Annotated in this window: 24 protein-coding genes and 1 pseudogene; 10 read left to right on the top strand and 15 right to left on the bottom strand. The window is 65.7% G+C overall.

The window, feature by feature from the left end:
* Positions 1-64: 64 nt before the first annotated feature.
* Positions 65-766, top strand: coding sequence for an SDR family NAD(P)-dependent oxidoreductase (locus tag ACVW17_RS10845; protein WP_456751878.1), 702 nt, complete (start codon positions 65-67; stop codon positions 764-766).
* A gap of 160 nt (positions 767-926) precedes the next feature.
* Positions 927-1,757, top strand: a complete 831-nt coding sequence (locus ACVW17_RS10840) for an enoyl-CoA hydratase (RefSeq protein WP_456751877.1) — start codon at positions 927-929, stop codon at positions 1,755-1,757.
* 137 nt (positions 1,758-1,894) lie between these two features.
* Here ACVW17_RS10840 and ACVW17_RS10835 read toward each other — a convergent pair whose 3' ends face one another.
* Positions 1,895-2,785, bottom strand: a complete 891-nt coding sequence (locus ACVW17_RS10835) for a LysR family transcriptional regulator (RefSeq protein WP_456751876.1) — start codon at positions 2,783-2,785, stop codon at positions 1,895-1,897.
* A gap of 119 nt (positions 2,786-2,904) precedes the next feature.
* Here ACVW17_RS10835 and ACVW17_RS10830 point away from each other — a divergent pair, with 119 nt between their 5' ends.
* Positions 2,905-3,735, top strand: coding sequence for an oxidoreductase (locus ACVW17_RS10830; RefSeq protein ID WP_456751875.1), 831 nt, complete (start codon positions 2,905-2,907; stop codon positions 3,733-3,735).
* 160 nt (positions 3,736-3,895) lie between these two features.
* On the opposite strand, the gene ACVW17_RS10825 is transcribed toward ACVW17_RS10830, so the two are convergent.
* Positions 3,896-4,519 (bottom strand): N-acetyltransferase family protein, encoded by a 624-nt coding sequence (locus ACVW17_RS10825; RefSeq protein WP_456797102.1) that lies wholly within the window; start codon positions 4,517-4,519, stop codon positions 3,896-3,898.
* 180 nt (positions 4,520-4,699) lie between these two features.
* Positions 4,700-4,903, bottom strand: coding sequence for a DUF1127 domain-containing protein (locus ACVW17_RS10820; protein WP_456751873.1), 204 nt, complete (start codon positions 4,901-4,903; stop codon positions 4,700-4,702).
* Between the two features lie 118 nt (positions 4,904-5,021).
* On the opposite strand from ACVW17_RS10820, the gene ACVW17_RS10815 reads away from it, so the two are divergent.
* The 5 genes from ACVW17_RS10815 to tcuB all read left to right on the top strand — a co-directional run bounded on the left by ACVW17_RS10815 (position 5,022) and on the right by tcuB (position 11,237).
* Positions 5,022-5,921, top strand: a complete 900-nt coding sequence (locus ACVW17_RS10815; RefSeq protein WP_456751872.1) for a transcriptional regulator GcvA — start codon at positions 5,022-5,024, stop codon at positions 5,919-5,921.
* Positions 5,922-6,147: 226 nt separating this feature from the next.
* Entirely contained in the window at positions 6,148-7,458 is a 1,311-nt protein-coding gene (gene tcuC / locus ACVW17_RS10810; protein ID WP_456751871.1) for a tricarballylate/proton symporter TcuC, read from the top strand.
* A 132-nt stretch (positions 7,459-7,590) separates the two neighbouring features.
* Entirely contained in the window at positions 7,591-8,991 is a 1,401-nt protein-coding gene (tcuA, locus tag ACVW17_RS10805; RefSeq protein WP_456751870.1) for an FAD-dependent tricarballylate dehydrogenase TcuA, read from the top strand.
* 24 nt (positions 8,992-9,015) lie between these two features.
* Complete coding sequence (locus ACVW17_RS10800; RefSeq protein ID WP_456751869.1) at positions 9,016-10,050, top strand: esterase; 1,035 nt, start codon at positions 9,016-9,018, stop codon at positions 10,048-10,050.
* 83 nt (positions 10,051-10,133) lie between these two features.
* Positions 10,134-11,237 (top strand): tricarballylate utilization 4Fe-4S protein TcuB, encoded by a 1,104-nt coding sequence (gene tcuB / locus ACVW17_RS10795; RefSeq protein WP_456751868.1) that lies wholly within the window; start codon positions 10,134-10,136, stop codon positions 11,235-11,237.
* A gap of 188 nt (positions 11,238-11,425) precedes the next feature.
* Here the strand turns inward: tcuB and ACVW17_RS10790 are convergent, their stop codons facing one another.
* Genes ACVW17_RS10790 through ACVW17_RS10780 form a run of 3 tightly spaced genes read right to left on the bottom strand, consistent with a single transcriptional unit; the run spans position 11,426 to position 14,130 of the window.
* On the bottom strand, positions 11,426-11,839 hold the full coding sequence (locus tag ACVW17_RS10790; RefSeq protein ID WP_194458021.1) for a Rieske (2Fe-2S) protein: 414 nt from the start codon (positions 11,837-11,839) through the stop codon (positions 11,426-11,428).
* Positions 11,840-11,892: 53 nt separating this feature from the next.
* Positions 11,893-13,002 (bottom strand): amidohydrolase family protein, encoded by a 1,110-nt coding sequence (locus ACVW17_RS10785; protein WP_456751867.1) that lies wholly within the window; start codon positions 13,000-13,002, stop codon positions 11,893-11,895.
* A gap of 18 nt (positions 13,003-13,020) precedes the next feature.
* Positions 13,021-14,130 (bottom strand): amidohydrolase family protein, encoded by a 1,110-nt coding sequence (locus tag ACVW17_RS10780; protein ID WP_456751866.1) that lies wholly within the window; start codon positions 14,128-14,130, stop codon positions 13,021-13,023.
* Between the two features lie 194 nt (positions 14,131-14,324).
* Here ACVW17_RS10780 and ACVW17_RS10775 point away from each other — a divergent pair, with 194 nt between their 5' ends.
* Positions 14,325-14,807, top strand: coding sequence for a CinA family protein (locus ACVW17_RS10775; protein WP_456751865.1), 483 nt, complete (start codon positions 14,325-14,327; stop codon positions 14,805-14,807).
* A 159-nt stretch (positions 14,808-14,966) separates the two neighbouring features.
* Here the strand turns inward: ACVW17_RS10775 and ACVW17_RS10770 are convergent.
* The 5 genes and pseudogenes from ACVW17_RS10770 to ACVW17_RS10750 all read right to left on the bottom strand — a co-directional run bounded on the left by ACVW17_RS10770 (position 14,967) and on the right by ACVW17_RS10750 (position 20,532).
* A pseudogene (locus ACVW17_RS10770) lies at positions 14,967-16,299 on the bottom strand (IS1182 family transposase).
* A 229-nt stretch (positions 16,300-16,528) separates the two neighbouring features.
* The gene (locus ACVW17_RS10765; RefSeq protein ID WP_456751864.1) at positions 16,529-17,839 is read right to left on the bottom strand and encodes an HlyD family type I secretion periplasmic adaptor subunit; all 1,311 of its coding nucleotides are present in this window, start codon (positions 17,837-17,839) and stop codon (positions 16,529-16,531) included.
* Positions 17,836-19,587 carry a type I secretion system permease/ATPase gene (locus ACVW17_RS10760; protein WP_456751863.1) on the bottom strand — a complete coding sequence of 584 codons (1,752 nt, stop codon included), beginning with the start codon at positions 19,585-19,587 and terminating at the stop codon, positions 17,836-17,838. Before ACVW17_RS10760 ends, ACVW17_RS10765 begins: the two co-directional genes overlap by 4 nt.
* A 148-nt stretch (positions 19,588-19,735) precedes the next feature.
* On the bottom strand, positions 19,736-20,107 hold the full coding sequence (locus ACVW17_RS10755; RefSeq protein ID WP_456797101.1) for a hypothetical protein: 372 nt from the start codon (positions 20,105-20,107) through the stop codon (positions 19,736-19,738).
* Between the two features lie 17 nt (positions 20,108-20,124).
* Positions 20,125-20,532 (bottom strand): acyl-CoA thioesterase domain-containing protein, encoded by a 408-nt coding sequence (locus ACVW17_RS10750; RefSeq protein ID WP_456797100.1) that lies wholly within the window; start codon positions 20,530-20,532, stop codon positions 20,125-20,127.
* 109 nt (positions 20,533-20,641) lie between these two features.
* On the opposite strand from ACVW17_RS10750, the gene ACVW17_RS10745 reads away from it, so the two are divergent.
* On the top strand, positions 20,642-21,550 hold the full coding sequence (locus tag ACVW17_RS10745; RefSeq protein ID WP_456751861.1) for a LysR substrate-binding domain-containing protein: 909 nt from the start codon (positions 20,642-20,644) through the stop codon (positions 21,548-21,550).
* On the opposite strand, the gene ACVW17_RS10740 is transcribed toward ACVW17_RS10745, so the two are convergent.
* From ACVW17_RS10740 to ACVW17_RS10725, 4 genes are read right to left on the bottom strand one after another with little or no spacing between them, the layout of a single operon-like run.
* Positions 21,547-22,524 carry an ABC transporter ATP-binding protein gene (locus tag ACVW17_RS10740; RefSeq protein ID WP_456751860.1) on the bottom strand — a complete coding sequence of 326 codons (978 nt, stop codon included), beginning with the start codon at positions 22,522-22,524 and terminating at the stop codon, positions 21,547-21,549. The two genes, ACVW17_RS10745 and ACVW17_RS10740, sit on opposite strands and share 4 nt — an antisense overlap.
* Before the next feature lie 13 nt (positions 22,525-22,537).
* Positions 22,538-23,950, bottom strand: a complete 1,413-nt coding sequence (locus ACVW17_RS10735) for an amidase (RefSeq protein WP_456751859.1) — start codon at positions 23,948-23,950, stop codon at positions 22,538-22,540.
* Entirely contained in the window at positions 23,947-24,144 is a 198-nt protein-coding gene (locus ACVW17_RS10730; RefSeq protein WP_456751858.1) for a hypothetical protein, read from the bottom strand. Before ACVW17_RS10730 ends, ACVW17_RS10735 begins: the two co-directional genes overlap by 4 nt.
* Positions 24,141-25,214, bottom strand: coding sequence for an ABC transporter ATP-binding protein (locus ACVW17_RS10725; protein WP_456751857.1), 1,074 nt, complete (start codon positions 25,212-25,214; stop codon positions 24,141-24,143). The genes ACVW17_RS10730 and ACVW17_RS10725 overlap by 4 nt, the downstream gene beginning before the upstream one ends.
* Positions 25,215-25,218 lie beyond the last annotated feature (4 nt).

Genomic DNA, 25,218 nt, shown 5'->3' with positions numbered 1-25,218 from the left:
CCGGCTGCGGTGCTCATTTGTTTGGGCACGACTATCCTCCTCCGGCCGAGCAAAGGAAAGCCCAATGGATATTCCAAAATACAAGATCGCCCTGATCGTCGGCGCCGGCGCGGGCCTCAGCGCCTCGCTGACGCGGCTATTTTCGCGGGAGGGAATTCGCGTGGCGCTGGGCGCCCGCAGTATCGAGAAGCTCGGCGCGCTCTGCACCGAAACCGGCGCGAAGGCCTATGCCTGCGACACCACCAAGGCCGAGGATGTCGAGCGGCTTTTCGGCCTGGTCGAGCGCGAGGTCGGAACGCCTGATCTCGTGGTCTACAACGCCAGTGGTCGCAGCCGCGGGCCGTTCGTCGAACTCGTGCCGTCAGAGGTCGAGCAGGCGATCGCGGTCTCGGCGTTCGGCGGCTTCCTGGTGGCGCAAGAGGCGGCGAAGCGCATGCTGCCCAACAGGAAGGGTGCGATCCTGTTCACCGGCGCCTCCGCCAGCGTCAAGGGCTATGCGCAATCGGCGCCGTTCGCGATGGGCAAGTTCGCGCTGCGCGGCCTGGCGCAGAGCATGGCGCGCGAACTATCGCCGCAAGGTATCCATGTCGCGCATTTCGTGATCGACGGCGGCATCCGCAGCGCCGCCCGCACCGAGCCCGCCGATAAGCCGGACTCGATGCTCGATCCCGATGCGATTGCGCTGAGCTACTGGAACGTGCTGCAACAGCCGCGCAGCGCCTGGAGCTGGGAGCTGGAATTGCGGCCCTGGGTCGAGAAGTTTTGAGATGACGAAGATCATGTAATCGACGTAGGATGGGCCTAAATCGCCGCCGCATTCGTCATTGCGAGGAGCGAAGCGACGAAGCAATCCATTTCCTCGACTTGCGGCGGCATGGATTGCTTCGCTGCGCTCGCAATGACGGATTGAACTGGGGAAGGAAAACATGTCGAACGAAATCAAGATCGAGACCGGCACCGACGAACTGCTCTGCGTGATCCGCGACCGCGTCGCCATCATCACGCTGAACCGCCCGGATGCGCGCAACGCGCTGTCGGACACGCTGACGCCGGCGCTGCGCACGATGATCCGGACCTGCGGCGAGAATCCCGAGGTCGGCGTGCTGCTCATCACCGGCGCCGGCAAGGCGTTCTGCGCCGGCGGCAACGTCAAGGGCATGGGCGCCAATCGCGACCCGAAGAAACTCGAAATGTCCTATGAGGACAAGGTCGCGGATCTGCAGGAGCGCCAGCGCCTGCTGACCGGCGCGCTCGCCTCGGTGCGCAAGCCGACCATTGCAGCACTTCCCGGCCCCGCAGTCGGCGCCGGGCTTGCGATCGCGATGGCCTGCGATATCCGGATCGCGGCGCAATCCGCCTTCATCTCGACCGGCTATCTGCGCGTGGCGCTGAGCGGCGATTACGGCATGGCCTGGCTGTTGACGCGACTGGTCGGCACCTCGCGCGCCCGCGAATTGATGTTCACCTCGGAAAAGGTCGACGCCGCGAGATGTGAGCAGATCGGCGTCGTCAACCGCGTGGTGCCTGACGAAGCACTCCAGGACGAAGCGTTCGCGCTGGCAAAGTCGATCGCCGAAGGCCCGACACTGGCGCTGCGCTACACGAAGGACAATCTCGACGAAGCGCTACAATTCGATTTCGCCACCGCGCGCGACCACGAGGCCGAGCGGCTGATCCGCCTCACCACGACGGCCGATCACAAGGAGGCGGTGCAGGCCTTCATCGAAAAGCGCAAGCCGGTGTTTCGGGGGAACTGAGCGCGTAGCGCCTTTGAAGTCACCTCTCGCTTGTGGGAGAGGCTCACAAGTGCGTAGCCCGGATGGAGCGCAGCGAAATCCGGGATCAGTCTGGCCGTGGATAGAGCCTCCCCGGATTGCGCTACGCTCCATCCGGGCTACGGATGTTGGCTGCGCGAAAAATCCACGAACGCGCGCAGCGCAGCCGGCAATTGGCGGCGGCTGGGGTAATAGAGGAAGAAGCCGGGATAGGCCGGACACCAGTCGGCCAGCACGCGCACCAGCTTCTTTTTCGCGATCAGCGTCTCGACCTGCGCCTCGAACACGTAAGCGAGCCCCGCTCCGTCGAGCGCCGCATCGACCATCAGGTCCTGGTCGTTCAACGTCAGCGGTCCCGCGACGTCGATATCGACCTCGATGCCGCCGCGTTCGAACTCCCAACGATAGACCGCACCTGAGGTGAATCGATAGCGGATGCAGGGCAATCCCCTCAGATCATGCGGCGTGACCGGCGGCTTGTGGACCTTGAAATAGCCCGGCGCGCCGACCACGGCGAAGCGATGCCGCGGACCGATCGGGACCGCGATCATATCGGCGGCAATGGTCTCGCCGAAGCGGACGCCGGCGTCGAAGCCCGCGGCGACCATGTCGATCAGCGCGTCGTTGATCATGATTTCGACGCTGATGTCGGGAAACGCCTTCAGGAAGTGCGTGACGATCGGCAGCAGCACCAGCTGCGCCGACTGGCGCGCCGCGGTGAAGCGCAGCGTGCCCGCCGGACGTCCGCGAAAATTGTTGAGATCCTCCAGCGCGTCGTCGATGTCGCGGAACGCCGGGCTGATCCGCGCGAACAAGAGCTCGCCGGCCTCGGTCAGCGCGACGCTGCGGGTGGTGCGGTTGACGAGGCGCAGATCGAGCCGCTCCTCGATATTGCGCAGCGCATGCGACAGCGCCGAGGCCGACACGCCAAGCTCGGTCGCCGCCGCGCGAAAGCTCTTGTGGCGGGCGATCGCGAGGAACGTTGCGAGGTCGGAGGGATCGATCCGCATTGATGAATTTTTCTCAACAGCTTACGAAATTCATAGCGGATTATCTCAATTATGGCGAGACGCTATCCCTTGCCCATCAGCCTGGCACTGCGCCGGGCCCAACAGAAAAGGGCAAGATCATGCGTGTCTGGTTCATCACAGGAGCTTCCCGGGGATTTGGCGCCCTGATTGCGGAGGCCGCGCTCAAGGCAGGTGATGCAGTGGTTGCGACCGCCCGCGACCCCGCAACCGTCGCGGCACGGCTCGGCCGGCATGAGCGGCTGCTGGCCACCAGGCTGGACGTCACCAGCGAGACCGAAGCTCACGCTGCGGCGAGCGAAGCGGTCAAGACGTTCGGCCGCATCGATATCCTGATCAACAATGCCGGCTACGGTCTGCTCGGCGCGATCGAGGAAGCCAGTGCTGAAGAAACCCAGCGTCTGTTCGGCACCAACGTATTCGGCCTGCTCGGCGTTGCCCGCGCGGTGCTGCCGCATATGCGCCGGCAGCGCTCCGGCCACATCATCAACATCTCCTCGGTCGGCGGCTACACCGGCTATCCCGGCTGGGGCGTCTACGGCGCGACCAAATTCGCGGTGGAAGGCATCAGCGAGGCACTGGCGGCCGAAGTCGCACCGCTCGGCATCAAGGTGACCGTGGTCGAGCCCGGCTTCTTCCGCACCGACTTCCTCGACGACGCTTCGCTGTCGCGCACCGCGCATCAGATCGAGGATTATCACGCGAGCGTCGGCAAGACCCGCGCCGCTGCCGTCGAGTTCAACCACGGCCAGCGCGGCGACCCGCGCAAGCTTGCGGGCGCGATGCTGCAACTCGTCAACGCGCAGAACCCGCCGCTGCGGCTGCCGCTCGGCAGCGACACGGTCGAGCGAATCGAGACGAAGAATGCGTTTGTTGCGAAAGAGCTCGCGGAATGGCGGGCGGTCGCGACGTCGACGGATTTTACGGAATAGCGTCGCGTGACGGGAGAGCTTCTAGCCGGATGGAGCGAAGCGAAATCCGGGGCGCGGTGAAACCGATCCCGGATTGCGCTTCGCTCCATCCGGGCTACAGGTCACAGCGTCGGAAAGAAAAGGGCCCGGTTCTGGAGGGGCCAGAACCGGGCCTAGTCGGTCAAACCGCAAGCGAGGACATCGCGGCCGAGCGGGAAATGGCGGCAAGCCGCCAGCTGGCACAGGGAATGTCTTGCGGTTCGACGTGGATCTCCTTGGCAAAGCGCACCAGCTTCCAGTCGCCGGGACTAGCACTGAAAGCGTAATCCGACTTCCGGGCGAGGCCGATCATCGCCGCATTGGATCGCAGCGTATCGCCAAAGATGCGCTCGGCTCCAAAGGACGCCGCACGGCATTCGAGATTCTTCAACAGCGCCCTGCCAATGCCGTGGCCCTGCCACCGGTCATCGATCGACAGGCCGAACTCAACGCTCGACGTATCGGCATGGAAGGCGTAGCGGGCTTCGCCGACGATGGTCTCGAAGCCATCGACCGGCATCGTCGCGACCACCGTGAACCGGTCAGCCTCGCCGACATGGATGAAGCGCTCGAGCTCCGGCTTCGGCAGCTCGCTCAGCGCACCCAGGAAACGGTTGTAACGCGACGCCGCGGAGAGCGAGCGGATGTAGCCCTGCAGCTCCTCGCGGTCGCGCGGCTCGACGAAGCGCACCTTGATCTCGCTGCCGTCCTTGGCGCGCAGCACATCAGAGTATTGCTTGAGATCGTCGAGATGCAGCGCAGTCATGACACGCTCCTCGGGTGAAGAAATTGGCCGGCGCCCTCGGTGGAAGCAGCGCCGGGCGGCGCATGACCCGCCAAAGTGTGAAGCGGTTTGGCGGCCGGGTCATGCGCCTTGCTTTAAGTTTGGAGCGCGACCGGACGCAAAACCGGCGTCCACTTTTGTTGGTCGCGCTCCGGCGGCCCATCAGGCCCGCCAGAACGGCTTCTCGGTCTCGAACACGATGTCGCTGCGGGACATGCCGATGTCGTGCAGGTCGCGCTCGGTCCACTGCGACAGCTCGCGGCGGCGCTCATAGCGGTCCCACCACACATGCAGGGTCTCGCCGACCTGGTGCAAAAGCCCTGGCGTATGATGATTTGTCATCGATTCATGGGTGAAAATGGACATTTGCGGCTCCTCTCGGTAACCTGTTGGCAGTAATATCTACGCCATCCGACTTGTTCACAAACGACACTTTGTACCGTTTCGCATGAATTAAAGTCATGTATTTGGAGGCAAATCAGGGATGACCAGCCGGCTGCCTTCGCTGAACGGCCTGAGGGCTTTCGAGGCCGCCGCGCGGCACATGAGCTTCACGGTCGCGGCGTCCGAACTGAACGTGACGCAGACCGCGATCAGCCATCAGATCCGGCGACTGGAAGAGGAGCTCGGCGTCCGCCTGTTCATCCGCCAGAACCGCTCCCTGAGCCTGACGCCGGAGGCTGCCGAATACCTTCCCGGCGTCCGCGCCGCCTTCAACGACCTGAGACTGGCGACCGATCGCCTGCTGCGCCGCGACGACGATCATGTACTGACGGTCTCGACCTTGGCATCGCTCGCCGCCAAATGGCTGCTGCCGCGGCTGTCGGCGTTCCAGGAGGCGCATTCCGGGATCGACGTCCGCATCACCACCTCGACCAGCCTGGTCGACTTCCAGCGCGACAAGGTCGACGCGGCGATTCGCTATGGCCGCGGCCAATGGCCGGGCCTGCGCGCCGACTGGCTGATGGCGGACGAGCTGTTTCCGGTGTGCAGCCCGTCGCTGCTGCAGGGAAACAAGCCGCTGAAATGCCCTGAAGATCTCCGGGATCACGTGCTGCTGCACACCAGCAACGCCAACAGCGACGACTGGCGGCTGTGGCTGACCGCAGCAGGCCTGCCGACCGATATTTCCAAGCAGCCGGGCGTGACCTTCGACCTGCTGTTCGTGACGCTGCAGGCCGCGATCGACGGCATCGGCATCGCGATGGGCCGCACCTCCTATGTGCAGGACGACATCGCCAAAGGCCGCCTTGTGGTTCCCTTCAAGATCGCGCTGCCCGCCGATGCGGGCTTCTACCTGGTCTCGCCACAGGGACGCGCCGATTCACCCAAACTCTCGGCCTTCCGCTCCTGGCTCGGCGCCACCGCGCATTCGACGCCGTGATGCGGCGCACGCGGCTCTGTTTTGTTTTGACACGTTTTCTTCACGCGAACCGGCGTCCGCTTCGCCCGAAACCGCTCTCGCCTACGGCTTTTTTCCGATAGCAGCGGCACGATTTCGGGTTGGTCGCGCCGGACGGCCGTGCCAAATTGCCGCATATGGCAGTTAACTGCCTTGGCCGGCGTGGCAATTTACGCCGGCCGTTTTGCCACGGGGAGGAAAGGCCGTTATGTCGCAGTCGAGCTCATCGCAAGTCCCGCAAATCAAATCGCGCCTCGGCGCCATCCTGCGTGCGACCAGCGGCAATTTCCTCGAGCAGTTCGATTTCTTCCTGTTTGGCTTCTATGCGCCCCTGATCGCCAAGGCGTTCTTCCCCTCCGAGAACGAGACCGCCGCGCTGCTCAACGCCTTCGGCGTGTTCTGGCTCGGCGCGCTGATGCGCCCGGTCGGGGCGATCGTGCTTGGCGCCTATATCGACCGCATCGGCCGCCGCCAGGGCCTGATCGTGACGCTCGCAATCATGGCGGTCGGCACCGTGGTGATCGCGATCTGCCCGACCTATGCGTCGATCGGCATCGCCGCACCGATCATCGTGCTGATCGCCCGCCTGCTGCAGGGCTTTTCCGCCGGCGTCGAGCTCGGCGGCGTCTCGGTCTACCTCGCTGAGATCGCCACGCCCGGCAATCGCGGCTTCTATACCTCATTCCAGTCGGCGAGCCAGCAGGTCGCGATCTTCGTCGCTTCGATCCTCGGCTACATCCTGAGTGAGAGCATGCCGGCCGCAACCGTTGCGGCCTGGGGCTGGCGGATTCCGTTCTTCGTCGGCTGCCTGATCATCCCGGTGATCTTCTTCCTGCGCCGTACGCTGGAAGAAACTCCGGCATTCCTGGCGATGAAGAAGCATCCGACCGCAAGCGAGGTTTTTGCCTCGGCGGTCGCCAACTGGCGCATCGTCATCCTCGGCATGATGATCGCGGTGCTGACCACCACCACCTTCTACTTCGTCACGGTGTACACGCCGACCTTCGGCAAGGCCGTGCTGAAGCTCTCGACCCAGGACGCGCTGCTGGTGACGCTGCTGGTGGCGGTGACCAATTTCATCTGGAATCCGGTCGGCGGCGCGCTGTCCGACCGGCTCGGCCGCAAGCCGGTGCTGCTGGCGATCGCTTGCCTGTCGCTGGTGACGGCCTATCCGGCGCTGCACTGGCTGGTGACGGAACCGACCTTCGGCAAGATGCTGGCGGTCGAGATGATGTTCTCGTTCTATTTCGGCGTCTACAGCGGCACCATGCTCGGCGCGCTGGTCGAGATCGTGCCGGCCCATGTCCGCACCACCTGCTTCTCGCTGGCTTTTGCACTGGCGGCCGGCCTGTTCGGCACCTTCACGCCGTTCGCCTCGACCTGGCTGATCCAGCAGACCGGTGACAAGGCCTCGCCCGGCTACTGGCTGATGTGCGCCGCGCTGCTCGGCATCGTCGCCGCGCTGATCGTCTATCGCGGCGGCCAGACCATCGAGCAGCGCGAGACCGTCGCGGCCTGATATCACGCATGCAATCGGGGCAGGACTCCCGATTTGAGCATGATCTATCGGAAAACCGCTACACACTTTTCCGGATCATGCTCATTCGCCTGCCCCTGTTGCTTTCCATGCCAACGACGATAACAAGAGCGCATGGTTGATCTGACGCGCAGGTTCGACGTGCTGGTGATCGGCGGCGGCAACGCCGCGCTTTGCGCTGCGATCAGCGCGCGGCGCGCCGGCGCCTCGGTGCTGGTGCTGGAAGGCGCCCCGAAATTCTACCGCGGCGGCAATACCCGTCACACCCGCAACATGCGCTGCGCCCATGACGCGGCGACCGCGATCCTCACCGGTCCCTACACCGAGGAGGAGTTCTGGAAGGATTTGCTGCTGGTGACCGGCGGCCAGACCGACGAGGAACTGGCCCGCTTCATGATCCACGAGTCCAAGGACATCCTGAACTGGATCGTCGAGCAGGGCGTTCGCTGGCAGCCCTCGCTCGGCGGCACGCTGAGCCTCGGCCGCACCAATTCGTTCTTTCTCGGCGGCGGCCGCGCGATGCTCAACGCGCTCTATCGCACCGCCGAGCAGCTCGGCGTCGACATCCTCTACGACGCCGAGGTGATCGACTTGAACATCGAGCACGGCATGTTCCTCTCGGCGCAGCTGAAGCAGCCGGTCGGCGGCAGGACCGAGGTGCGTGCCTCGACCCTGGTCGCGGCCGCCGGCGGCTTCGAGGCCAATATCGAATGGCTGAAAGAATATTGGGGCGAGGCTGCCGACAATTTCCTGATCCGCGGCACGCCGTATAATCGCGGCGCGATCCTCAAGATGCTGCTTGCGAAGGGCGTGCAGGAGATCGGCGATCCCACGCAATGCCATGCGGTGGCGATCGACGCCCGTGCGCCGAAATTCGACGGCGGCATCATCACCCGCCACGACTCGGTGGTGTTCGGCATCGTCGTCAACAAGCATGCCGCGCGCTTCTACGACGAGGGCGAGGACATCTGGCCGAAGCGCTACGCGATCTGGGGCCGCCTGGTCGCCGCCCAGCCGGACCAGATCGCCTACATCATCTTCGACTCCAGCGTGGTGACCAGCTTCATGCCGACGCTGTTTCCGCCGATCGCCGGCGCGACGGTCGCCGAGCTCGCCGGCAAGCTCGAGCTCGATCCAGCCGCGCTGGAAAAGACCATCACCGAGTTCAACGCCGCGGTGCAGCCCGGCACCTTCGACCACACCGTCCTCGACGACTGCCGCACCGAAGGCATCACGCCGGCCAAGACGCATTGGGCGCGCAGGATCGAGTCGCCGCCCTATCTCGCCTATCCGGTGCGGCCCGGCATCACCTTCACCTATCTCGGCACCCGCGTGAACAAGCAGTCGCGGATACTGATGAAGGACGGCAAGCCATCCGCCAACATGTTCGCGGCCGGCGAGATCATGGCCGGCAACGTGCTCGGCAAGGGCTACGCCGCCGGCATCGGCATGACCATCGGCAGCGTGTTCGGCCGCGTCGCCGGACGGGAAGCGGCGAAGAATGCGCGGAATTGAGCCTTGCGCGATCGGAGAGGACCGATGTCACGTCTTGCCATGTTCGCCGCAGCCGCCGCGCTGATGGCAGCGACCACGAGCAAAGCCGCCGAGCCGATCGCGCTGCGCGACATGGGCTCGTTCCATGTCGGCGGCCGCCTCGTCGAGATCACGGGAAAGCCGGTCAAGGACGTCACCTTCACGCCGGGCGGCGTACCTGCAAAAGTCGATCCGAACGGCACCTACCAGGTCGAGCAGATGTACGTGCAGTACTTCCTGCCGCAGAACGAAAAAGGCGCCTATCCGCTGCTGCTGTGGCATGGCGGTGGCCTGACCGGCGTCACCTATGAGACGACGCCGGACGGCCGCGAAGGCTGGCTGAACTATTTCCTGCGCAAGGGCTGGAGCGTCTACAATTCGGACGCGGTCGAGCGCGGCCGCGCCGGCTGGGCGCAATACCCCGACATCTTCAAGGGCGAGCCGGTGTTCCTCACCACAGCGAACCCGTTCCAGCGGTTTCGCATCGGCGACGGCCCCGACTCCTACGATCCGGATCCCGCCAAGCGCAAGCTGATGCCGGGCAGCCAGTTCCCGAACGAAGGCTATGAGAACTTCGTCAAGCAGAACGTGCCGCGCTGGACCACCACCGATGATGCGACGATCGCAGCCTACATCGCCGAGATCGATCGCGTCGGCCCCTGCATCATCATGTTCCACAGCCAGGCCGGCACGTTCGGCTTCAAGGTCGCGCAGGCGCGCCCCGACAAGGTCAAGGCGCTGATCGCGATCGAGCCGGCCGGCGTCGGCGATCCCGCCAAGGTCGACGCGTTGAAGAATATCCCGACCCTGATGGTCTATGGCGATTACATCGAGCGGGATTCGCGCTGGCCGAAGATCCGCGCGACCGGCGGCGCCTTCGCCGACGCCATCCGCGCCGCCGGCGGCAGCGTCGACGTGGTCGACCTGCCCAAGGTCGGCATCAAGGGCAATTCGCACATGATGATGATGGACAAGAACAACGCCGAGGTCGCCGGCCTGATCCAGACATGGCTGGAAGGCAAAGGACTGACGAAGCAGTAGCGAGATACGGGATAAGGCTAGCGTTTTCCGGCGAAGTGATTACCGGTTCGCGTCAGGAAAACGCGTCAAACAAAGAGTCTGAGATGCACGGGACGAGGACATTGCAGGAAGCCGACCGTCTGATGACGGTTTGCAATTCCTGCCGCTATTGCGAGGGCCTGTGCGCGGTGTTTCCCGCGATGGAGATGCGCCGCGCGTTCTCCGACGGCGACCTCAACTATCTTGCCAACCTCTGCCATTCCTGCGGCGCCTGCTACACCGACTGCCAGTTCTCGCCGCCGCACGAATTCAATGTCAACGTCCCGAAGACGCTGGCGGTGGCGCGCGCCGAATCCTATGCCGCCTATGCCTGGCCGCGCGCCTTGGCCGGCGTGTTTGCACGCAACGGCCTCGTCATCAGCCTGATCGCGGCACTCAGCGTCGCCGGCTTCATATTCGGCTTCGCCGCGATCAACGACCGCGGCGTGCTGACCGGCATCCACACCGGTCCCGGCGCGTTCTACGAACTGATGCCGCACAACGCGATGGCGCTGCTGTTCGGCTTGGCCCTGCTCTACGCCATCCTGGCGCTCATGATGGGCGTGCGCGCGTTCTGGCGCGATATCGGCGAGCCGGTCGGCATGACAACGGATACGACATCGCTGTTGCAGGCGGTGCGCGATGCCGGCGAGTTGCGCTATCTCGACGGCGGCGGCGTCGGCTGCTTCAACGAGGACGATCATCCGACCGACCGCCGCAAGCTGTATCACCATCTCACCTTCTACGGCTTCCTGCTGTGCTTCGCCGCGACCTGCGTCGCGACGCTGTACCACTATCTGCTGGCGCGCGAGGCGCCCTATGCGTGGTGGGACCTGCCGGTCGTGCTCGGCACGCTCGGCGGCATCGGGCTCGTGGTCGGCCCGATCGGACTGCTGAGCGAGAAATGGAAGCGCGATCGCGTGCTGGTCGACGGGCAGGCCATGGGCATGGACACCGCGTTCATCCTGATGCTGTTCCTGACCAGCATCACGGGCCTTGCCCTGCTGCTGTGGCGCGAGACCGCCGCGATGGGGCCGCTGCTGGCGCTGCATCTCGGCGTGGTGTTCGCGCTGTTCATCACCATGCCCTACGGCAAGTTCGTGCACGGCATCTACCGCTTCGTCGCGCTGGTGCGCTACGCGCGGGAGCGGCAGATGATGGTGGAGTAAGCTCCAACCGCCGTCATTCCGGGGCGCGCCGCCCGAACTCGGGTTTACCCGAGTTCGGCAAATATTGAGTGTCCAAGTCGCCAACAGCCGACTTGGATGACACGAACCCGGAATCCATCGGGCCAGAGAGCAAGTAGTCAAATGGATTCCGGGCTCGCCGCTGCGCGACGCCCCGGAATGACGCGTGGTCAGAGCTCCACCACCACGTAGTCGCTCTCCACCGCGACCTTGATGGTCTCGGCGACATACGGACCCTTCACCACATTGGTGCCCGGCTCGACGCTGACGGGATAGGCACGCACCCGGAAGCGGCGCGGGTCGCAATAGGACTGGCCGGTGCGGATGTCGAACTCCCAGCCGTGCCAGGGACAGCGCAGGATCTCGCCGAGCTTGGTGTATTCGATCTCGCCCGGGTCCGACGACGAGGCGAGCCCGATCAGCGGCCCCTCGCACAGCGCCGCGCCCTGATGCGGGCAGCGGTTCAACAGGCCGAAGAACTCGCCCTTGACGTTGAAGACCGCGATCGGCCGTCCGTCGATCTCGAGGAATTTTCGCGAGCCCGGCGGCAGTTCATCCACCGGGGCGATCACATGGCGCGCCATCAGTTGTTCTCACGCATGATCTGATTCGAAAAACCGGTTCCCACGTTTTCGGATCATGCGATACCGTACAGCTGCTTGGCATTGCCGAGATAGAACGCCTGCCGGTTGGCGTCGCTGACGCCGGCCGGCAGCACGCGCGACGGCTCGTCGTAGTCCCAGTGCGGATAGTCGGTCGCGAACAGCAGCTTGTCCCAGCCGATCCACTCGATGGTCTGGAACAGATGGTCGCGGCTTTCCGGGTCCTCCATCGGCTGCGTGGTCCACCAGATGCGGTCGCGGATGTACTCCGACGGCTTGCGCGTCAGATGCGGCACCTCGGCGTGCAGCCGCGCAAACACCTTGTCGAGCCGCCAGGCCAGCGACGGCGCCCAGCCGAACCCGGCCTCGACCATCACCATCTTCAGTTTCGGGAAACGTTCGAACACGCCTTCGAGCACCAGGCTCGCCAGCGCGGTCTGCTGGCACTGCGAATGGCCGACCATCTCCTCGACGTAATAGCTCGGCCAGCCCGACGCGGTGATCGGGTTGCCGCCGAAGCCGAAGGCGTGCACGCCGATCGGCAGCCCGGCCTCCTGCGCCGCCTCGTAGATCGGCCAATAACGGCGCTGGCCGAGCGGCTCGACATTGCGGCTCAAGAGCAGCACCTGGACGAAATTTGTGTCGCCCGCGCGCTTGCGGATTTCCGCCGCAGCCGACACGCCGTCCTCATTGGGGACGACGACCGAGCCTTTCAGCCGTGAATCCTTGCTGGTCCATTTCTCGATCTGCCAGTCGTTGATCGCCGAGCAGATCGCCCCGGCGAGATCCTGGTTGCGCAGGCCCTGCCCGGTGTTGAGCGGGTTGAGCACGCCGAGCGCGACATTGTTGGGATCGAGATGCTGCTTCTGCATGAAGGACAGCGACGAGCCCTGCGGGCCGCCTTCCGGCGGATAGGCATCGCGGCGCGACGCATTGGGCTGCGCCTTCGGATAGGGCGGGCCTTCCATCATGCCCTGATAGGCATGGACGCCGAAGGTCTCGAGATGCGCGTGCCAGCGCTTGGCTAGATAAGGATACAGCTCGTCCTTGGTCGCACGTGCCGGATGGATGTCGCAATCGGCGATCGCGGTCTTGATGCTGGTTGACGATGCCGCTTCCGGGCGTTCACGAATCTGGACGTTCATCGCGTCGTCTCCTTTTCATTAGGCATGATCTGATCCGAAAACCGGACGCCGCTTTTCGGGATCATGCCTCACCTTGAGGCGCGGATAGGTCGCATGCGGATTGTCGATCATGATCTTGCGGACCAGATCCTGCGACAATCCCTGCGGCAGCACCTCGTCACCATCGAACTGCCAATGCGGATAGTCTGACGAGAATAGGATCAATTCGTCCGACTGCATATGGTCGAACAGCCGGTTCAGCGTGTCACCGTCCGGCGGCGCATCGACCGGCTGCAGCGAGAAGCGGATGTTGCTCCGCACAATCTCCAGCGGCGCACGGTCGACCCAGGGCGTTTCCATCCGCACGCCGCGCCAGAATTTGTGCAGCCGCCACAGGAACGGCGGCAGCCAGGTGAAGCCGGACTCCAGCATCACCATCTTCAGATTCGGATGACGCGCGAATACGCCCTCGACGATCAGGCTGGTGAGCTGGGTCTGGAACGCCTGCGCCTGCGCGACATAGTCCTCGATGTGATAGGAACCCCAGCCGACCGAGGTCGGCGGATTGTGATAGGCGCTGCCGGCATGGATGCCGATCGGCAGGCCGCGCCGTTCGGCCGCGGCGTAGATCGGCCAGTAGTGCCGCTTGCCGAGCGGCATGTCGCCCATGGCCAGCATCAGCACCTGCACGAAGCGCTTGTCCGGCGCGCAGCGCTCGATCTCGGCGACCGCCTTCTCGATGCTCTGCACCGGAATCACGATCGAGCCGCGCAGGCGCTCGTCCTTGTCGAGCCATTCCTTGGCGAGCCAGTCGTTCAGCGCGCGGCAGAAGGCGTCGGCCATGTCCTCGGAGAACACCATCTGCACGCCGTAGAGCGGATTGCAGATGCCGTGGGCGGTGCCGAACCGGTCCAGCACCTGGCGTTGCATGTCGGCAAGGCTCGAGCCCGGCTTGCCCTGCGCGGGCCGCCAGTCCGGCCGCGACGAGATCGGCGAATTGGTCGGATAGGATTGCGAGATCAGATCGGTCATGCCGCGCGTCGTCACCTGGTCGCGCCAATAGTCGTTCAAGTATGGCAGCAGGCTGGTGAGGTGGGGCACGGCGGGATGCAGATCGCAATCCACGCCGCCCGCGATCAGCGACGTCATCAGGTTTCCTCGCGAGTTTCCTCCGTGCGCGCTCGCGACAATCTGCCGGGCGACGCTTGGTTGTTGTCCGGCATTCAAGCAGCCGGGGCGTCGCTCCGCAACTCGGCAGCGGCCTGTGTGGTGTGCTAGGAAGGCAGAACGCCCCACTGGATTTTCATGGCAGTTTTCATGGCAAGCAACGAGAAAGAGCGCCGATGAACGCACTCACATCCATCGCCGGACAGGTCGCCGCAAAACTGATCGCCAACAAGCAGACCATTGCGGTCGCGGAATCGTCCACCGGCGGACTGATCTCGGCATCGCTGCTGGCGGTGCCCGGCGCATCGGCCTATTTCCTCGGCGGCGGCGTGATCTACACCCGCGACGCACGGCGCGCGCTGATGGATGTTTCCGACGATGCGATGCGCGGCCTCCGCTCCTCGTCGGAACCCTACGCACAATTGCTGGCGCGGCAGATCCGCGCGCGCCTCTCGACCGACTGGGGACTATCCGAGACCGGCGCCGCCGGCCCGACCGGCAACCGCTACGGCGACGCCGCCGGTCACAGCTGCATGGCGGTCGCTGGGCCCCAACAAGAGGTGATCACGCTGGAGACCGGCGACAACGACCGGGCCGCGAACATGCAGGCGTTCGCGAAAGCGGCGCTGGAGCTGTTGTTGAAGAATCTGGAGCGCTGATCGCACGTTACGCTCGACGGCAACGGATCTTCGCCACGGGCTCGACCTCTCCCCGTCATCCTGAGAGCTTGTGACGGATTCGGCTCCTGCGGAGTTTTTGGCGGCTGTTCGTCGCAGCAATTGGCAGGTTTGAGTTCGAGTTCGGCGATGACCCGTTGTTTAGGCTCTGGAGAGGCGGTTGCCTTGCAGGATGTTGTTGACGAGGGCGTACCAGAGCACGACGGCACGGACCTTTTCGATGCCGCGCACGGTCAATTGCCGCAGGTCCCAATTGCGCCAGCGGGCATGGATGCACTCGCAGATCGACCGGGACCTGTATCGGGCCTTGCCCTCTTCGCTCGCCATTCGCGCACGCCAGGCCAACACCCCCGGACCGTCGCCGCGCCGCGGTAGATAGGGATCGGTACCGTGCTTGGATTGAGTGGGCGGACAAAAGATATCGATGCCCTCGGCATAGGCCCATTCGATGTCCTCGGCACTGCCAAAGCCGCCATCGACGAGATGGTCCTTGGGCAACCCTCCGGGCCGCGCACGCTGCCGCTCCAGCATGGGGCGCATCAGGCCGCGATCGGATCCGATGTTGCAAATTCTGGTGTCGACGACGATCTGCTCGCCGGCCACGCTCGTCACCTGCACGTTGTAGGCGGGGCGGAAGCCGCCGTTCGCCATCTTCATGACCCGTGCATAGGCGTCCGTCGTGGAGGCCCGCGGCTCCTTCGGCGTCTTGCCGTTGCCGCGACTTTCTTCGCGCTCCTTGCGCTGCTGCTTGATCTCGGCGAGCGCCGTCTGCGCCGCCTTCACCCGCGCGCTGCGTTCCCGCGCGGCCCGCTCCTTGGCTGCCCGGGCACGCTTATTGCTGGCGTCCGAGCGTGTGTCGACCTCGCGCTTGAGGTCTTCCACCACGGCCTCAGCCTGCGCCAAATGCTTATCCAGCGTCGCCTCGCGCCGGAACGAGGCGGCCCCGGCGCTGGCCCGGACCCGCATGCCATCCTGCGCCAAGGTCTCCAGATCGACGAGACCGGCCTTTGCCAACGCTGCCAGATGCTCACTGAGCAGTCGGTCAAGCAGATCGGCGTTGCCGACCCGGAAGTCTGCCAGCAGGTGATAGTTCACCGACACCCCGCCGCACAGCCAGCGATAGGCATCGTGGCTCTCGCACAGCCGCTCCAACGCCCGCGCGCTGCCAACGCCTTCGCTGGCGGCATAGAGCCACAGCGCCAGCAAAAGCCGGGGCGAGGTCGCGGGGTGACCGGGACGATCGCCGCGAGCCTTGATCCGGTCCTCCAACTCACTCAGATCAAGCTCTTCGACATAAGACCAGATCAGCCGCACCGGATGGTCTTCCCCGAATCAGGCTCTCAATATCAACCGCTCGCAGCGCAATCTGGTCGCGCTGGGGCTCACGCAGCCGCGGAGCGCCGGGCAAGCCCGCTTCGGCTGGTGGCTTCGCCTGCTCCGGCAGGTCCCCAAACAACTCATCGGCAGCCAACATCACCTCCCGCGAATCCATCATCGCCAGAGAATCACACCGCGCCGGCTTTCGGCTATAATGCTCGCTGAAACCCCAAAAAAATCACACCCTCTGAGGAGCGCGCAGCGCGTCTCGAAGGATCGACGGCCACCAGCGGAGCCGTGCATCCTTCGAGGCTCGCCGAGCGGCGCAATTGCGCCGCAAGGCTCGCACCTCAGGATGACGGGTCAATCATCTCGCGTGAGGAATCCTACTTCTCGCGGAACGAGCGCATGAACTGATCGTGCAGGGGCTTCATCAAATACGACATCATGGTTCGGTCGCCGGTCTGGACGAAAGCTTCCACCGGCATGCCCGGGATGATCTTCACCTCGCTGCCGAGGCGCGCGACCTCTTCCGGCGGCATCGAGACGCGGATGGTGTAGTAGCTCTGCCCGGTGCGCTGGTCGGTGTTGACGTCGGCGGAGACGCGGGTGACGACGCCGTTCAGCTCGGGCGTAGTGCGCTGGTTGAAGGCGGAGAGCCGCAGCACCGTCTTCTGCCCGACCTGCAGCTTGTCGATATCCTGCGGATTGACCTTGGCCTCGACCGACAAATCGTCGGCCTTGGGCACGATCATCATGATCGCATCGCCCGCGGTGATGACGCCGCCGACGGTGTGCACCGTCGATTGCAGCACCACGCCGTCCTGCGGCGCGCGGATATCGATGCGGCGAAGCTGGTCCTCGGCCGTGACCTTGCGCTCGACGAACTCGCCGATCTTGTCGTTGGTCTCGCGCAGGTCCTTTGAGACCTCGGAGAGCATGTCCTTGTCGACCTGGATGATCTGCAGCTCGGTCTCGGTGATCTTGCCCCTGGCTTGGGCGCGCGAGGCGATGTACTGCGCGCGCTCGCCGGAGAGCCGCGCCGCGTCACGCTCGAGCGTGGTCAGGCGGGTGAGCTGCACCAGATGCTGCTCGTAGAGCTGGCGGACGCCGACCAGCTCCTGCTGCACCAGCGCGATCTCCTTGTCCTTGGCGGTCTCCTGCGCCTGCAGGCCAGAGATTTCCTCGTTGAGCTGGGTGACGCGCTCGCGCAGCTGCGCCTTCTGGCCGGTGCGGCCGTTGACGCGCACTTCGAACAGCTTGGTTTCGCTCGCCATGATGTCGCGGACGTCGGGATCGTTGGCCTGCTCCACGAGCTGCGGCGGGAAGGCGATCTTGTCACGGCCCTGCTGCTCGGCTTCGAGTCTTGCGGCGCGCGCGTAAAGCCCGTTGAGCGTCTTGACCACGATCGCAAGGCTCGCCTTCACGACGGTCTCGTCGAGGCGCACGACGATATCGCCCGCCTTGACCACGTCGCCATCACGCACCCGCACTTCGCCGACCACGCCGCCGGTCGGATGCTGCACCTTCTTGACATTGGATTCGACCACCACCGAGCCCGGCGCGATCAGCGCCCCGGAGATCGGCACCGTCGCGGCCCAGCCGCCGACGCCACCGCCGAGAACGAGGATCACGACGAGGCCGACGATGAGGTGCTTCCTGATCGAGGCATGTGCATTGCGCGGTTGATCGGTCATGGTTTGGCCACTCCCGCATCGGCGACGATCTTGATCGGCGGCGGCACCGGCGGCGCGACCCGTTGCAGCACCTGCGCCAGCACCGTCTCCTTCGGACCGAAAGTCTGCATGCGGCCGTCCTTCAGCACCAGCAGCTGGTCGACGCCCTCGATCCCGATCGGCCGGTGCGCGACCACGATGACAACAGCGCCGCGCTCGCGGGCGGCGCGCACTGCACGGGTCAGCGCCTCGTCGCCTTCGCTGTCGAGGTTGGAATTCGGCTCATCCAGCACGATCAGGAACGGATCGCCGTAGAGCGCGCGCGCCAGCGCGACGCGCTGCGCCTGGCCGGCCGAGAGCGCGCTGCCCTGCTCGCCGACCTGGGTGTCGTAGCCCTCGCGCATCTTGATGATCATCTCGTGCACGCCAGCTTCCTTGGCCGCCGCGATGATGCCGTCGGATTTGGCGTCGGGATCGAACCGGCAGATGTTCTGCGCGACCGTGCCGGCGAACAATTCGACGTCCTGCGGCAGATAGCCGATATGGCGCCCGAGCTCGTCCGACGACCATTGATCGAGTGCGGCGCCGTCGAGCCGCACCTTGCCGCGCGCCGGCACCCAGACGCCGACCAGCGCCCGGATCAGCGACGACTTGCCCGAGCCGCTCGGACCGATCACGCCGACGCCGCTGCCGGCTTCGACCGTGAAGCTGACGTCCTGCACGATGACGCGCTGGTCGCCCGGCGCGACCATGGTCACGGCCTCGACCGCGAGCTTCTTCTCCGGCGCCTGCAGCAAGGTCTGCTGCGGCCGCGCCGGAATCTGCTCCAGCAGGCGGTTGAGGCGCTGCCAGCTCTGCCGCGCGGCGACGAAGCTCTTCCAATGCGCAATCGCGAGATCGACCGGCGCCAGCGCCCGCGCACTCAGGATCGAGCCGGCGATGATGATGCCGCCGGTGGCCTCCTGGTGGATCACGAGCCAGGCACCGACCGCCAGCACCGCGGATTGCAGCATCATGCGCAGCACCTTGGCGACCGCACCGAGCCCGCCGGTGACGTCGCTCGCATGCTGGTTGCCGGACAGATATTCCTCGTTGGCCTCGTTCCAGCGCTTGTTCATGCGCCCGGCCATGCCCATCGCCACCAGCACTTCGGCGTTGCGGCGGCTGGACGCGGCAAGATCGTTGCGGCGCGCCGCAAGCGACATCGCCTCCTTGGCCGGCCGGCGCGACAGGTATTCGGTGATCAGCGTCAGGGTCACCAGGATGACGGCACCGATCAGCGCGGTGACGCCGAGCAGCCAATGGAACGCGAAGCAGATCGCCATGTAGAACGGCAGCCAGGGCAGATCGAAGAACGCGCCGGGGCCCATGCTGCCGAGGAAGGAGCGCACATTGTCGAGGTCGCGCAGCGGCTGCAGGCCCTCGCTGCGATTGCCGGCCGTCAGCGGCAGCCGCACGATGGTGTCGAACACCCGCGCATTGAGCGCCTCGTCGAGCGAGGTGCCGACCCGGCCGAGGATTCGTCCACGCAGCAAATCGAGCACGCCCTGCGCCATGTAGAGCACCGCGGCGATCACCACGAGGCCGACCAGGGTCGGTACGCTGCGGCTCGGCAGCACCCGGTCGTAGACCTGCAGCATGAACATCGAACCGGTCAGGTACAGCAGGTTGATCATGCAACTGATGAGGCCGACGCCGATGAAGGCACTGCGGCAAGCGCGCAGCGCCTCAGCCAGTTCGGAACGCCGGACAGCGGGCGCGGCTGCCATAGAAACTGATCTCTGCAAAACAAAAGAGTTACGTGATCACCACGTTGTACAGACGTTTGCGATCATCGTCCATTTCAGTCGCGCCGACCAGAGCACGGCTCGCGCCCTATTTTTGTGATCCCACAGACAATTGACGGAATAATTAGGGTTAACCGGCCGCGGAACCCGGCGCGGGTGCCGGCGCGCTTCTCGGAAAGGGCACGAGAATGACCGACATCGAGACCCGGCCGATCTCGCCGTCGACATCGAGCAGCACCCCGCTGCCGACGCCAAGCCCGGCCTCCGCCCGCCAGCGCGCCTCGGCGCGAACCCCGATCCAGGCGCCCCGCGGCGGCCTGAACAACTGCACCGCGAGGTTCGGGTTGGGGTCGGCCACCACGTTCTGCACCGGGCGCGCGATGCCGTGGGTCCAGTCGGCCGGACCGAGCACCCGCGCCAGCGGACCGGCGTCCGGGATCACGCTGTGATGCATCCGAAACCAGGCGACATCGTCGCCGGCGCGGGCCTCCATCGCGTCCATGAACCAGCTGCGGCCATTCACTGCGTGCGGACTGCGCAGCGGAAACAGCGGGTGGGATCCACGGGTTCGGCTACTGCTTCGTGAAAGCCGGGGATCTCGACCGCGCGCTCGCGCGACAGCGTCACCCGCACCGTCGCACAGGGCTGCTGCTCGCCCGCCGGCCAGAGCGTGTTGTCGACGACGCTGACCCGGCCGCCTTCGGTCACGACGGAGATTTGCGTGCGCAATTCCGCCATCGGCGTCGGCCGCAGGAACCAGGCGGAAGCCGAAATCGCGGTGCCCCAGTCGCGCGCGCCGGCCATGGCCTCGATTTCGCCGGTCAGCAGGCTTGCGACCGCACCGCCCTGCAAGCCGGCGAACGGCCCCGCCGCCAGCGCCGCGGGTTTCCAGTGATGGGGCGTGGCTGTCGGTTCGAAGATGGCCAAGGCGGACGGTCTCACGGATGAGCAGGATTGAGCGTTCGGGCAATCTGATCCAAGAATAGCCGCCATGACAAAAGGCCATTCGTCACCTGAGGTGAGCAGGATTCACCCGTTGGATGCGCCCGACCCGCGAGCGATCCCGCCGCTGACGGCGCTGCTCGCCTTCGAGCGCGCGGCGACGCAGCTCAGCTTCCGCCGCGCCGCGCGCGACCTGTCGCTGAGCCCGTCCGCGATCAGCCACCAGATCCGCGGGCTGGAGCAACAGTTCGGCACCAGGCTGTTCGTCCGCGGTGCGCGCTCGGTGCGCCTGACCGAGGACGGCGAACGCTATCTCGCAAAGGTGTCGGCAGCGCTGGCGACGCTGCAGGAGGCGAGCCGCGAGATGATGCGGCAGCGCGGCGAGGCCGGCGGCGAGCTCTGGATCAGCTCGCTGCCGTTCTTCACCAGCGCCGTGCTGCTGCCGGCGCTGCCCGAGTTCAAACGGCGTCATCCGCAACTGACGCTGCGGATCGAGGCCACGCATCAATATGCCGACTTCAACGGCTCGCGCGTCGATGTCGCGATCCGCTACGGGCGGGAACATGCCGCCGGGCTGAAGGTCGAGCCGCTGGTTGAGGTCAAGGGATTGCCGGTCTGCGCGCCGGCGCTGGTCAAGGCAGGGCTTCGGACCCCGGCGGACCTGTCGCGCGAGGTGCTGATCCATGTCACCACGCAGCCGCGGGCGTGGCCGGCCTGGCTGAAGGAGGCCGGGCAGCCGCACCTCGCGCCGCGTGGGCATCTCTGGCTCGACAGCGTGCCGGCGATGCTGGAGGCCGCCGAACACGGGCTCGGCGTGGCGCTCGCCATGGCGCCCTTGATCAAGGCGCGGCCGGGCTTCGGCAAGCGGCTGGTGGCGCCGTTTGCGTTCGAGCCCGCGCACAGCGAGACGATCTATCTGGTCTCCCGCACCGAGCAGGCCCGCGACCGCCGGATATCAGCGGTGCGGCGCTGGATCGCCGACGCGGTCGCGCGCGCGAGCTAGACCGTGGCGGGCACCGGCTCTGCCAGGACGCAGCGCGCCTGATGGCCGGGTGCGACCTGCACGTTCGGCGGCAGGCTTTCGCTGCAATGCGGCTCGGCGAACTTGCAGCGCGGGGCAAAGGAGCAGCTGGCCGGTGCGTGGTCGAGCGAGGGCGGCGTGCCCGGAATGGTCTCCAGCCGCTGGCCGCGCATCGCGCCGTGAATGGTCGAGGCCAGCAGCCCCTTCGCATAAGGGTGCACCGGCGTGCGGACGATGTCGCGCAGCGCGCCCTGCTCCACGATCTGGCCGGCATACATCACCGCGACCCGGTCGCAGATCTCGATGGCGACGCCGATGTCGTGGGTGACGAAAATGACCGACATGCCGAACTCGCGCTGCAACTCGCGCAGCAGCAGCAGGATCTGGATCTGCACGGTGGCATCGAGCGCGGTGGTCGGCTCGTCCGCGAGCAGGATCTTCGGCTTGCAGGCCAGCGCCAGCGCGATCATCGCACGCTGGCGCATGCCGCCCGACATCTCGTGCGGATAGGACTCCAGCCGACGCTTGGCGGAGGGGATCCGCACCACTTCAAGCATCTCGAGCGCACGCGCGGTCGCCTCGCGCTCGCTCTTGCCCTCGTGGCGCATCACCGTCTCCGCGATCTGGCGGCCGATGCTGTAGACCGGATCGAGCGCCAGCGCCGGCTCCTGGAAGATCATCGAGACGGTCTGGCCGCGGAACGCGGACAGCGCCTCATCGTCCATCGCCAGCACCTCCCGGCCCAGCACCTTGACGCTGCCGGAGATCTGCGTGCGCTTCCGCGGCAACAGCCGCATCAGCGCGCGCAAGGTCACGCTCTTGCCCGAGCCGGACTCGCCGAGCAGCCCCAACACCTCGCCCTCGCCGAGCGACAGGCTGAGATCGTTCACGGCATGGACCGTGCGATCGCCGGTGAAGCGGATGTTGAGGTTGTTGATCTCGACGAGATTGGTCATGCGAGCCGCTTTGTCATGTGAGTCTTGGCACCCTGGCGTGGAAATCGGTCACGCGCTGGAACGCCGCGCCGATCCGAAGCAATGTGGCTTCCTCGAAGGAGCGGCCGATCAGCTGCATGCCGACCGGCAACCCCGCCTTGGTGAAGCCCGAGGGAATCGAGAGCGACGGCAGGCCGAGATAGTTGACCGGACGGGTGAACCGCGTCAGCCGCTGCAGCACCGCGTCGGCGCCCGGACCATTGCCGACATCGCTCTCGGCAATGGTCGGCGCCGGCACCGGCGACGACGGCGCGATCACGGCATCGACGCCATTGACCGCCGCATTGTGCGCGGCGAGCGCAGGGCCGCGCCAGCGCATCGCCTCGAGATAGGTGACCGCCGGGATGGTCAGGCCGTTCTGCAACCGCATCAGGACCTGCGCGCCGTAATCCTGCGGCCGCTCGATCATCCAGCGCTTGTGGAAGGCGGCGGCCTCGACCGCGAGCACCAGTTGCGAGGCCGAAGAAAGCTGGCGCTGGTCGGGCAGCTCGACCTTGACGATCTCGGCGCCCTCCTTCCTCAGCGTGGCCACCGTCTCGTCGAGGATGCGCGCCACTTCGGGATCGAGATCGTCGACATAGAACGCGGTCGGGACGCCGATCTTGATGCCCTTCAGCGACTGCCTGGTCGCGGCCATGTAGTCCGGCACCGGCTGCGTCGACGCGGTGAGATCCTCCGGGTCGGCACCGGCCATCAGGCCGAGCAGCAGCGCGCAATCCTCCGCCGTCTGCGCCAGCGGGCCGACGGTGTCGAGCGACTGCGACAACGGCATCGCGCCGGCGCGGCTGACGCGGCCGACCGTGGTCTTCAATCCCGTGACACCGCAGAAATGCGCCGGCATGCGAATCGAGCCGCCGGTGTCGGAGCCCAGCGCGGCAAAGGTGAGCCGCGCGGCGACCGCCGAGCCCGAGCCCGACGACGAACCGCCGGTGATGTGCTCGGTGTTCCAGGGATTGCGTACCGGGCCGTAATGCACGTTGTGGCCGGTCGGCCCATAGGCGAACTCGACCATCTGCAACGAGCCGAGCCGGACCGGCCCGGCATCCTTCAGCCGCTGCAACGCCGTCGACGTCGTCTTCGGCATGAAGTCGCGGCGGATCAGCGAGCCGCAGGTCACGACCTTGCCGGCCTCGTAATACATGTCCTTGTGCGCCAGCGGCACGCCGTGCAGTGGACCGCGGCTACCGCCCTTGGCGAGCGCGGCATCGGCTTCGGTCGCGGCGGCCAGCGCCTGCTCGGATTCGACGGCCATATAGGCGTTGAGGCGCGGTTGCCATTCTGCGATGCGATGCAGCACGGCGCGGGTCACCTCATGCGAGGAGACTTTCTTGTCGGCGATCGCCTTGGCGACCGCAGTGAGCGTCATCAGGGCCGGATCGGAGCTCATTTCGACACCTTTGCGATCTGCGCCAGCAGGAAGCTCGCGGGTTCGAGATCGAACGGCAGCGTGCCGGCGATCGGTGCAAAGCCGTCGAAGGCCGGTCCGATCGAATTGGCGATACGGGTTGCGACCTCGTCGTCAGCAGGCACATCGGCGACCTGCGCGATCACCTTGACGTCCTTTGGAGTGGGTCTTGTCATGCCGCATTTTCTCCTTTTGCTTTTGCCGGCGCGCGGCTGTGCCCCGAGCCGGGAATGGCCATGTAGCACGCCGCTTGATGGCCGATTGTATCGAGATCGCTGAGTTTTGGCGTGACGTTTGCGCAGAGCGGCTCCGCAAACGGGCAACGGGTGTGAAACCGGCAGCCCGACGGCGGATCGATCGGATTGGGTGGATCGCCCGAGATCGGCGGCACCTCGGTGCGCTTGTCGGGATCGGATGACGGCATCGCCGCCAGCAGCGCGCGGGTATAGGGATGCGCCGGCGCGTCCCACACCGCATCGACCGGGCCGAGTTCGACGACCTCGCCGAGATACATCACCAGTACGCGGTCGGAGATGTAGCGCACGACGTTGAGATCATGGCTGATGAAGAGGTAGGTCAGGCCGAATTCGCGCTTGAGGTCGGCGAGCAGATTGAGCACTTGCGCCTCGACCGATTTGTCGAGCGCAGACACCGCCTCGTCGAGGATCACCAGCCGCGGCGACAACGCGAGCGCGCGAGCGATGTTGACGCGCTGGCGCTGGCCGCCGGAGACCTCGTGCGGATAGCGGTTGGCGAAGATCTCCGGTCTTAAACCGACCTTGCCGAGCAGCTCGCGCGCCAAGGTCCGCGCGGTGTCGTCGGCCATGCCGTGGACCTTCGGTCCGAAGGCGATCGATTCCTCGATGGTGAGGCGCGGATTGAGCGAGGCGTAGCTGTCCTGGAACACCATCTGCACGCCGCGCCTGAGATCGCGCAGCGAGAGCGCCGGGCCGACCTGCCTTCCGTCATAGATGATGTCGCCGGCATCGCGCGTCATCAGATGCATCAACAGCCGCGCCGTGGTCGACTTTCCGCAGCCGGATTCGCCGACGATGCCGACGGTCTCGCCCTTCATGACCGCGAAGGTCACGTCGTCGACCGCCCGTACCGTCTTGCGCGGGCTGAACAGGGTGCCGCGCACCGGGAAATGCTTGGTCAGGCCGGTGACCTGCAACAACGGCTGCGCGGCACCGCCGACATCGGCGACCGGCTCCAGCATGTCCGCCGGGAGTTTGGCTTCGGTCATCGCA

Source organism: Bradyrhizobium sp. USDA 4473, from assembly GCF_054063335.1.
This window is presented reverse-complemented; position numbering and strand designations above follow the sequence as displayed.

Bases quoted from the DNA above. Each gene is read 5' to 3' on its own strand.
- ACVW17_RS10845 (WP_456751878.1), top strand. From the start codon at position 65: ATGGATATTCCAAAATACAAGATCGCCCTGATCGTCGGCGCCGGCGCG.
- ACVW17_RS10840 (WP_456751877.1), top strand. From the start codon at position 927: ATGTCGAACGAAATCAAGATCGAGACCGGCACCGACGAACTGCTCTGC.
- ACVW17_RS10835 (WP_456751876.1), bottom strand. From the start codon at position 2,785: ATGCGGATCGATCCCTCCGACCTCGCAACGTTCCTCGCGATCGCCCGC.
- ACVW17_RS10830 (WP_456751875.1), top strand. From the start codon at position 2,905: ATGCGTGTCTGGTTCATCACAGGAGCTTCCCGGGGATTTGGCGCCCTG.
- ACVW17_RS10825 (WP_456797102.1), bottom strand. From the start codon at position 4,519: ATGACTGCGCTGCATCTCGACGATCTCAAGCAATACTCTGATGTGCTG.
- ACVW17_RS10820 (WP_456751873.1), bottom strand. From the start codon at position 4,903: ATGTCCATTTTCACCCATGAATCGATGACAAATCATCATACGCCAGGG.
- ACVW17_RS10815 (WP_456751872.1), top strand. From the start codon at position 5,022: ATGACCAGCCGGCTGCCTTCGCTGAACGGCCTGAGGGCTTTCGAGGCC.
- tcuC (WP_456751871.1), top strand. From the start codon at position 6,148: ATGTCGCAGTCGAGCTCATCGCAAGTCCCGCAAATCAAATCGCGCCTC.
- tcuA (WP_456751870.1), top strand. From the start codon at position 7,591: ATGGTTGATCTGACGCGCAGGTTCGACGTGCTGGTGATCGGCGGCGGC.
- ACVW17_RS10800 (WP_456751869.1), top strand. From the start codon at position 9,016: ATGTCACGTCTTGCCATGTTCGCCGCAGCCGCCGCGCTGATGGCAGCG.
- tcuB (WP_456751868.1), top strand. From the start codon at position 10,134: ATGCACGGGACGAGGACATTGCAGGAAGCCGACCGTCTGATGACGGTT.
- ACVW17_RS10790 (WP_194458021.1), bottom strand. From the start codon at position 11,839: ATGGCGCGCCATGTGATCGCCCCGGTGGATGAACTGCCGCCGGGCTCG.
- ACVW17_RS10785 (WP_456751867.1), bottom strand. From the start codon at position 13,002: ATGAACGTCCAGATTCGTGAACGCCCGGAAGCGGCATCGTCAACCAGC.
- ACVW17_RS10780 (WP_456751866.1), bottom strand. From the start codon at position 14,130: ATGACGTCGCTGATCGCGGGCGGCGTGGATTGCGATCTGCATCCCGCC.
- ACVW17_RS10775 (WP_456751865.1), top strand. From the start codon at position 14,325: ATGAACGCACTCACATCCATCGCCGGACAGGTCGCCGCAAAACTGATC.
- ACVW17_RS10765 (WP_456751864.1), bottom strand. From the start codon at position 17,839: ATGACCGATCAACCGCGCAATGCACATGCCTCGATCAGGAAGCACCTC.
- ACVW17_RS10760 (WP_456751863.1), bottom strand. From the start codon at position 19,587: ATGGCAGCCGCGCCCGCTGTCCGGCGTTCCGAACTGGCTGAGGCGCTG.
- ACVW17_RS10755 (WP_456797101.1), bottom strand. From the start codon at position 20,107: ATGGACGCGATGGAGGCCCGCGCCGGCGACGATGTCGCCTGGTTTCGG.
- ACVW17_RS10740 (WP_456751860.1), bottom strand. From the start codon at position 22,524: ATGACCAATCTCGTCGAGATCAACAACCTCAACATCCGCTTCACCGGC.
- ACVW17_RS10735 (WP_456751859.1), bottom strand. From the start codon at position 23,950: ATGAGCTCCGATCCGGCCCTGATGACGCTCACTGCGGTCGCCAAGGCG.
- ACVW17_RS10730 (WP_456751858.1), bottom strand. From the start codon at position 24,144: ATGACAAGACCCACTCCAAAGGACGTCAAGGTGATCGCGCAGGTCGCC.
- ACVW17_RS10725 (WP_456751857.1), bottom strand. From the start codon at position 25,214: ATGACCGAAGCCAAACTCCCGGCGGACATGCTGGAGCCGGTCGCCGAT.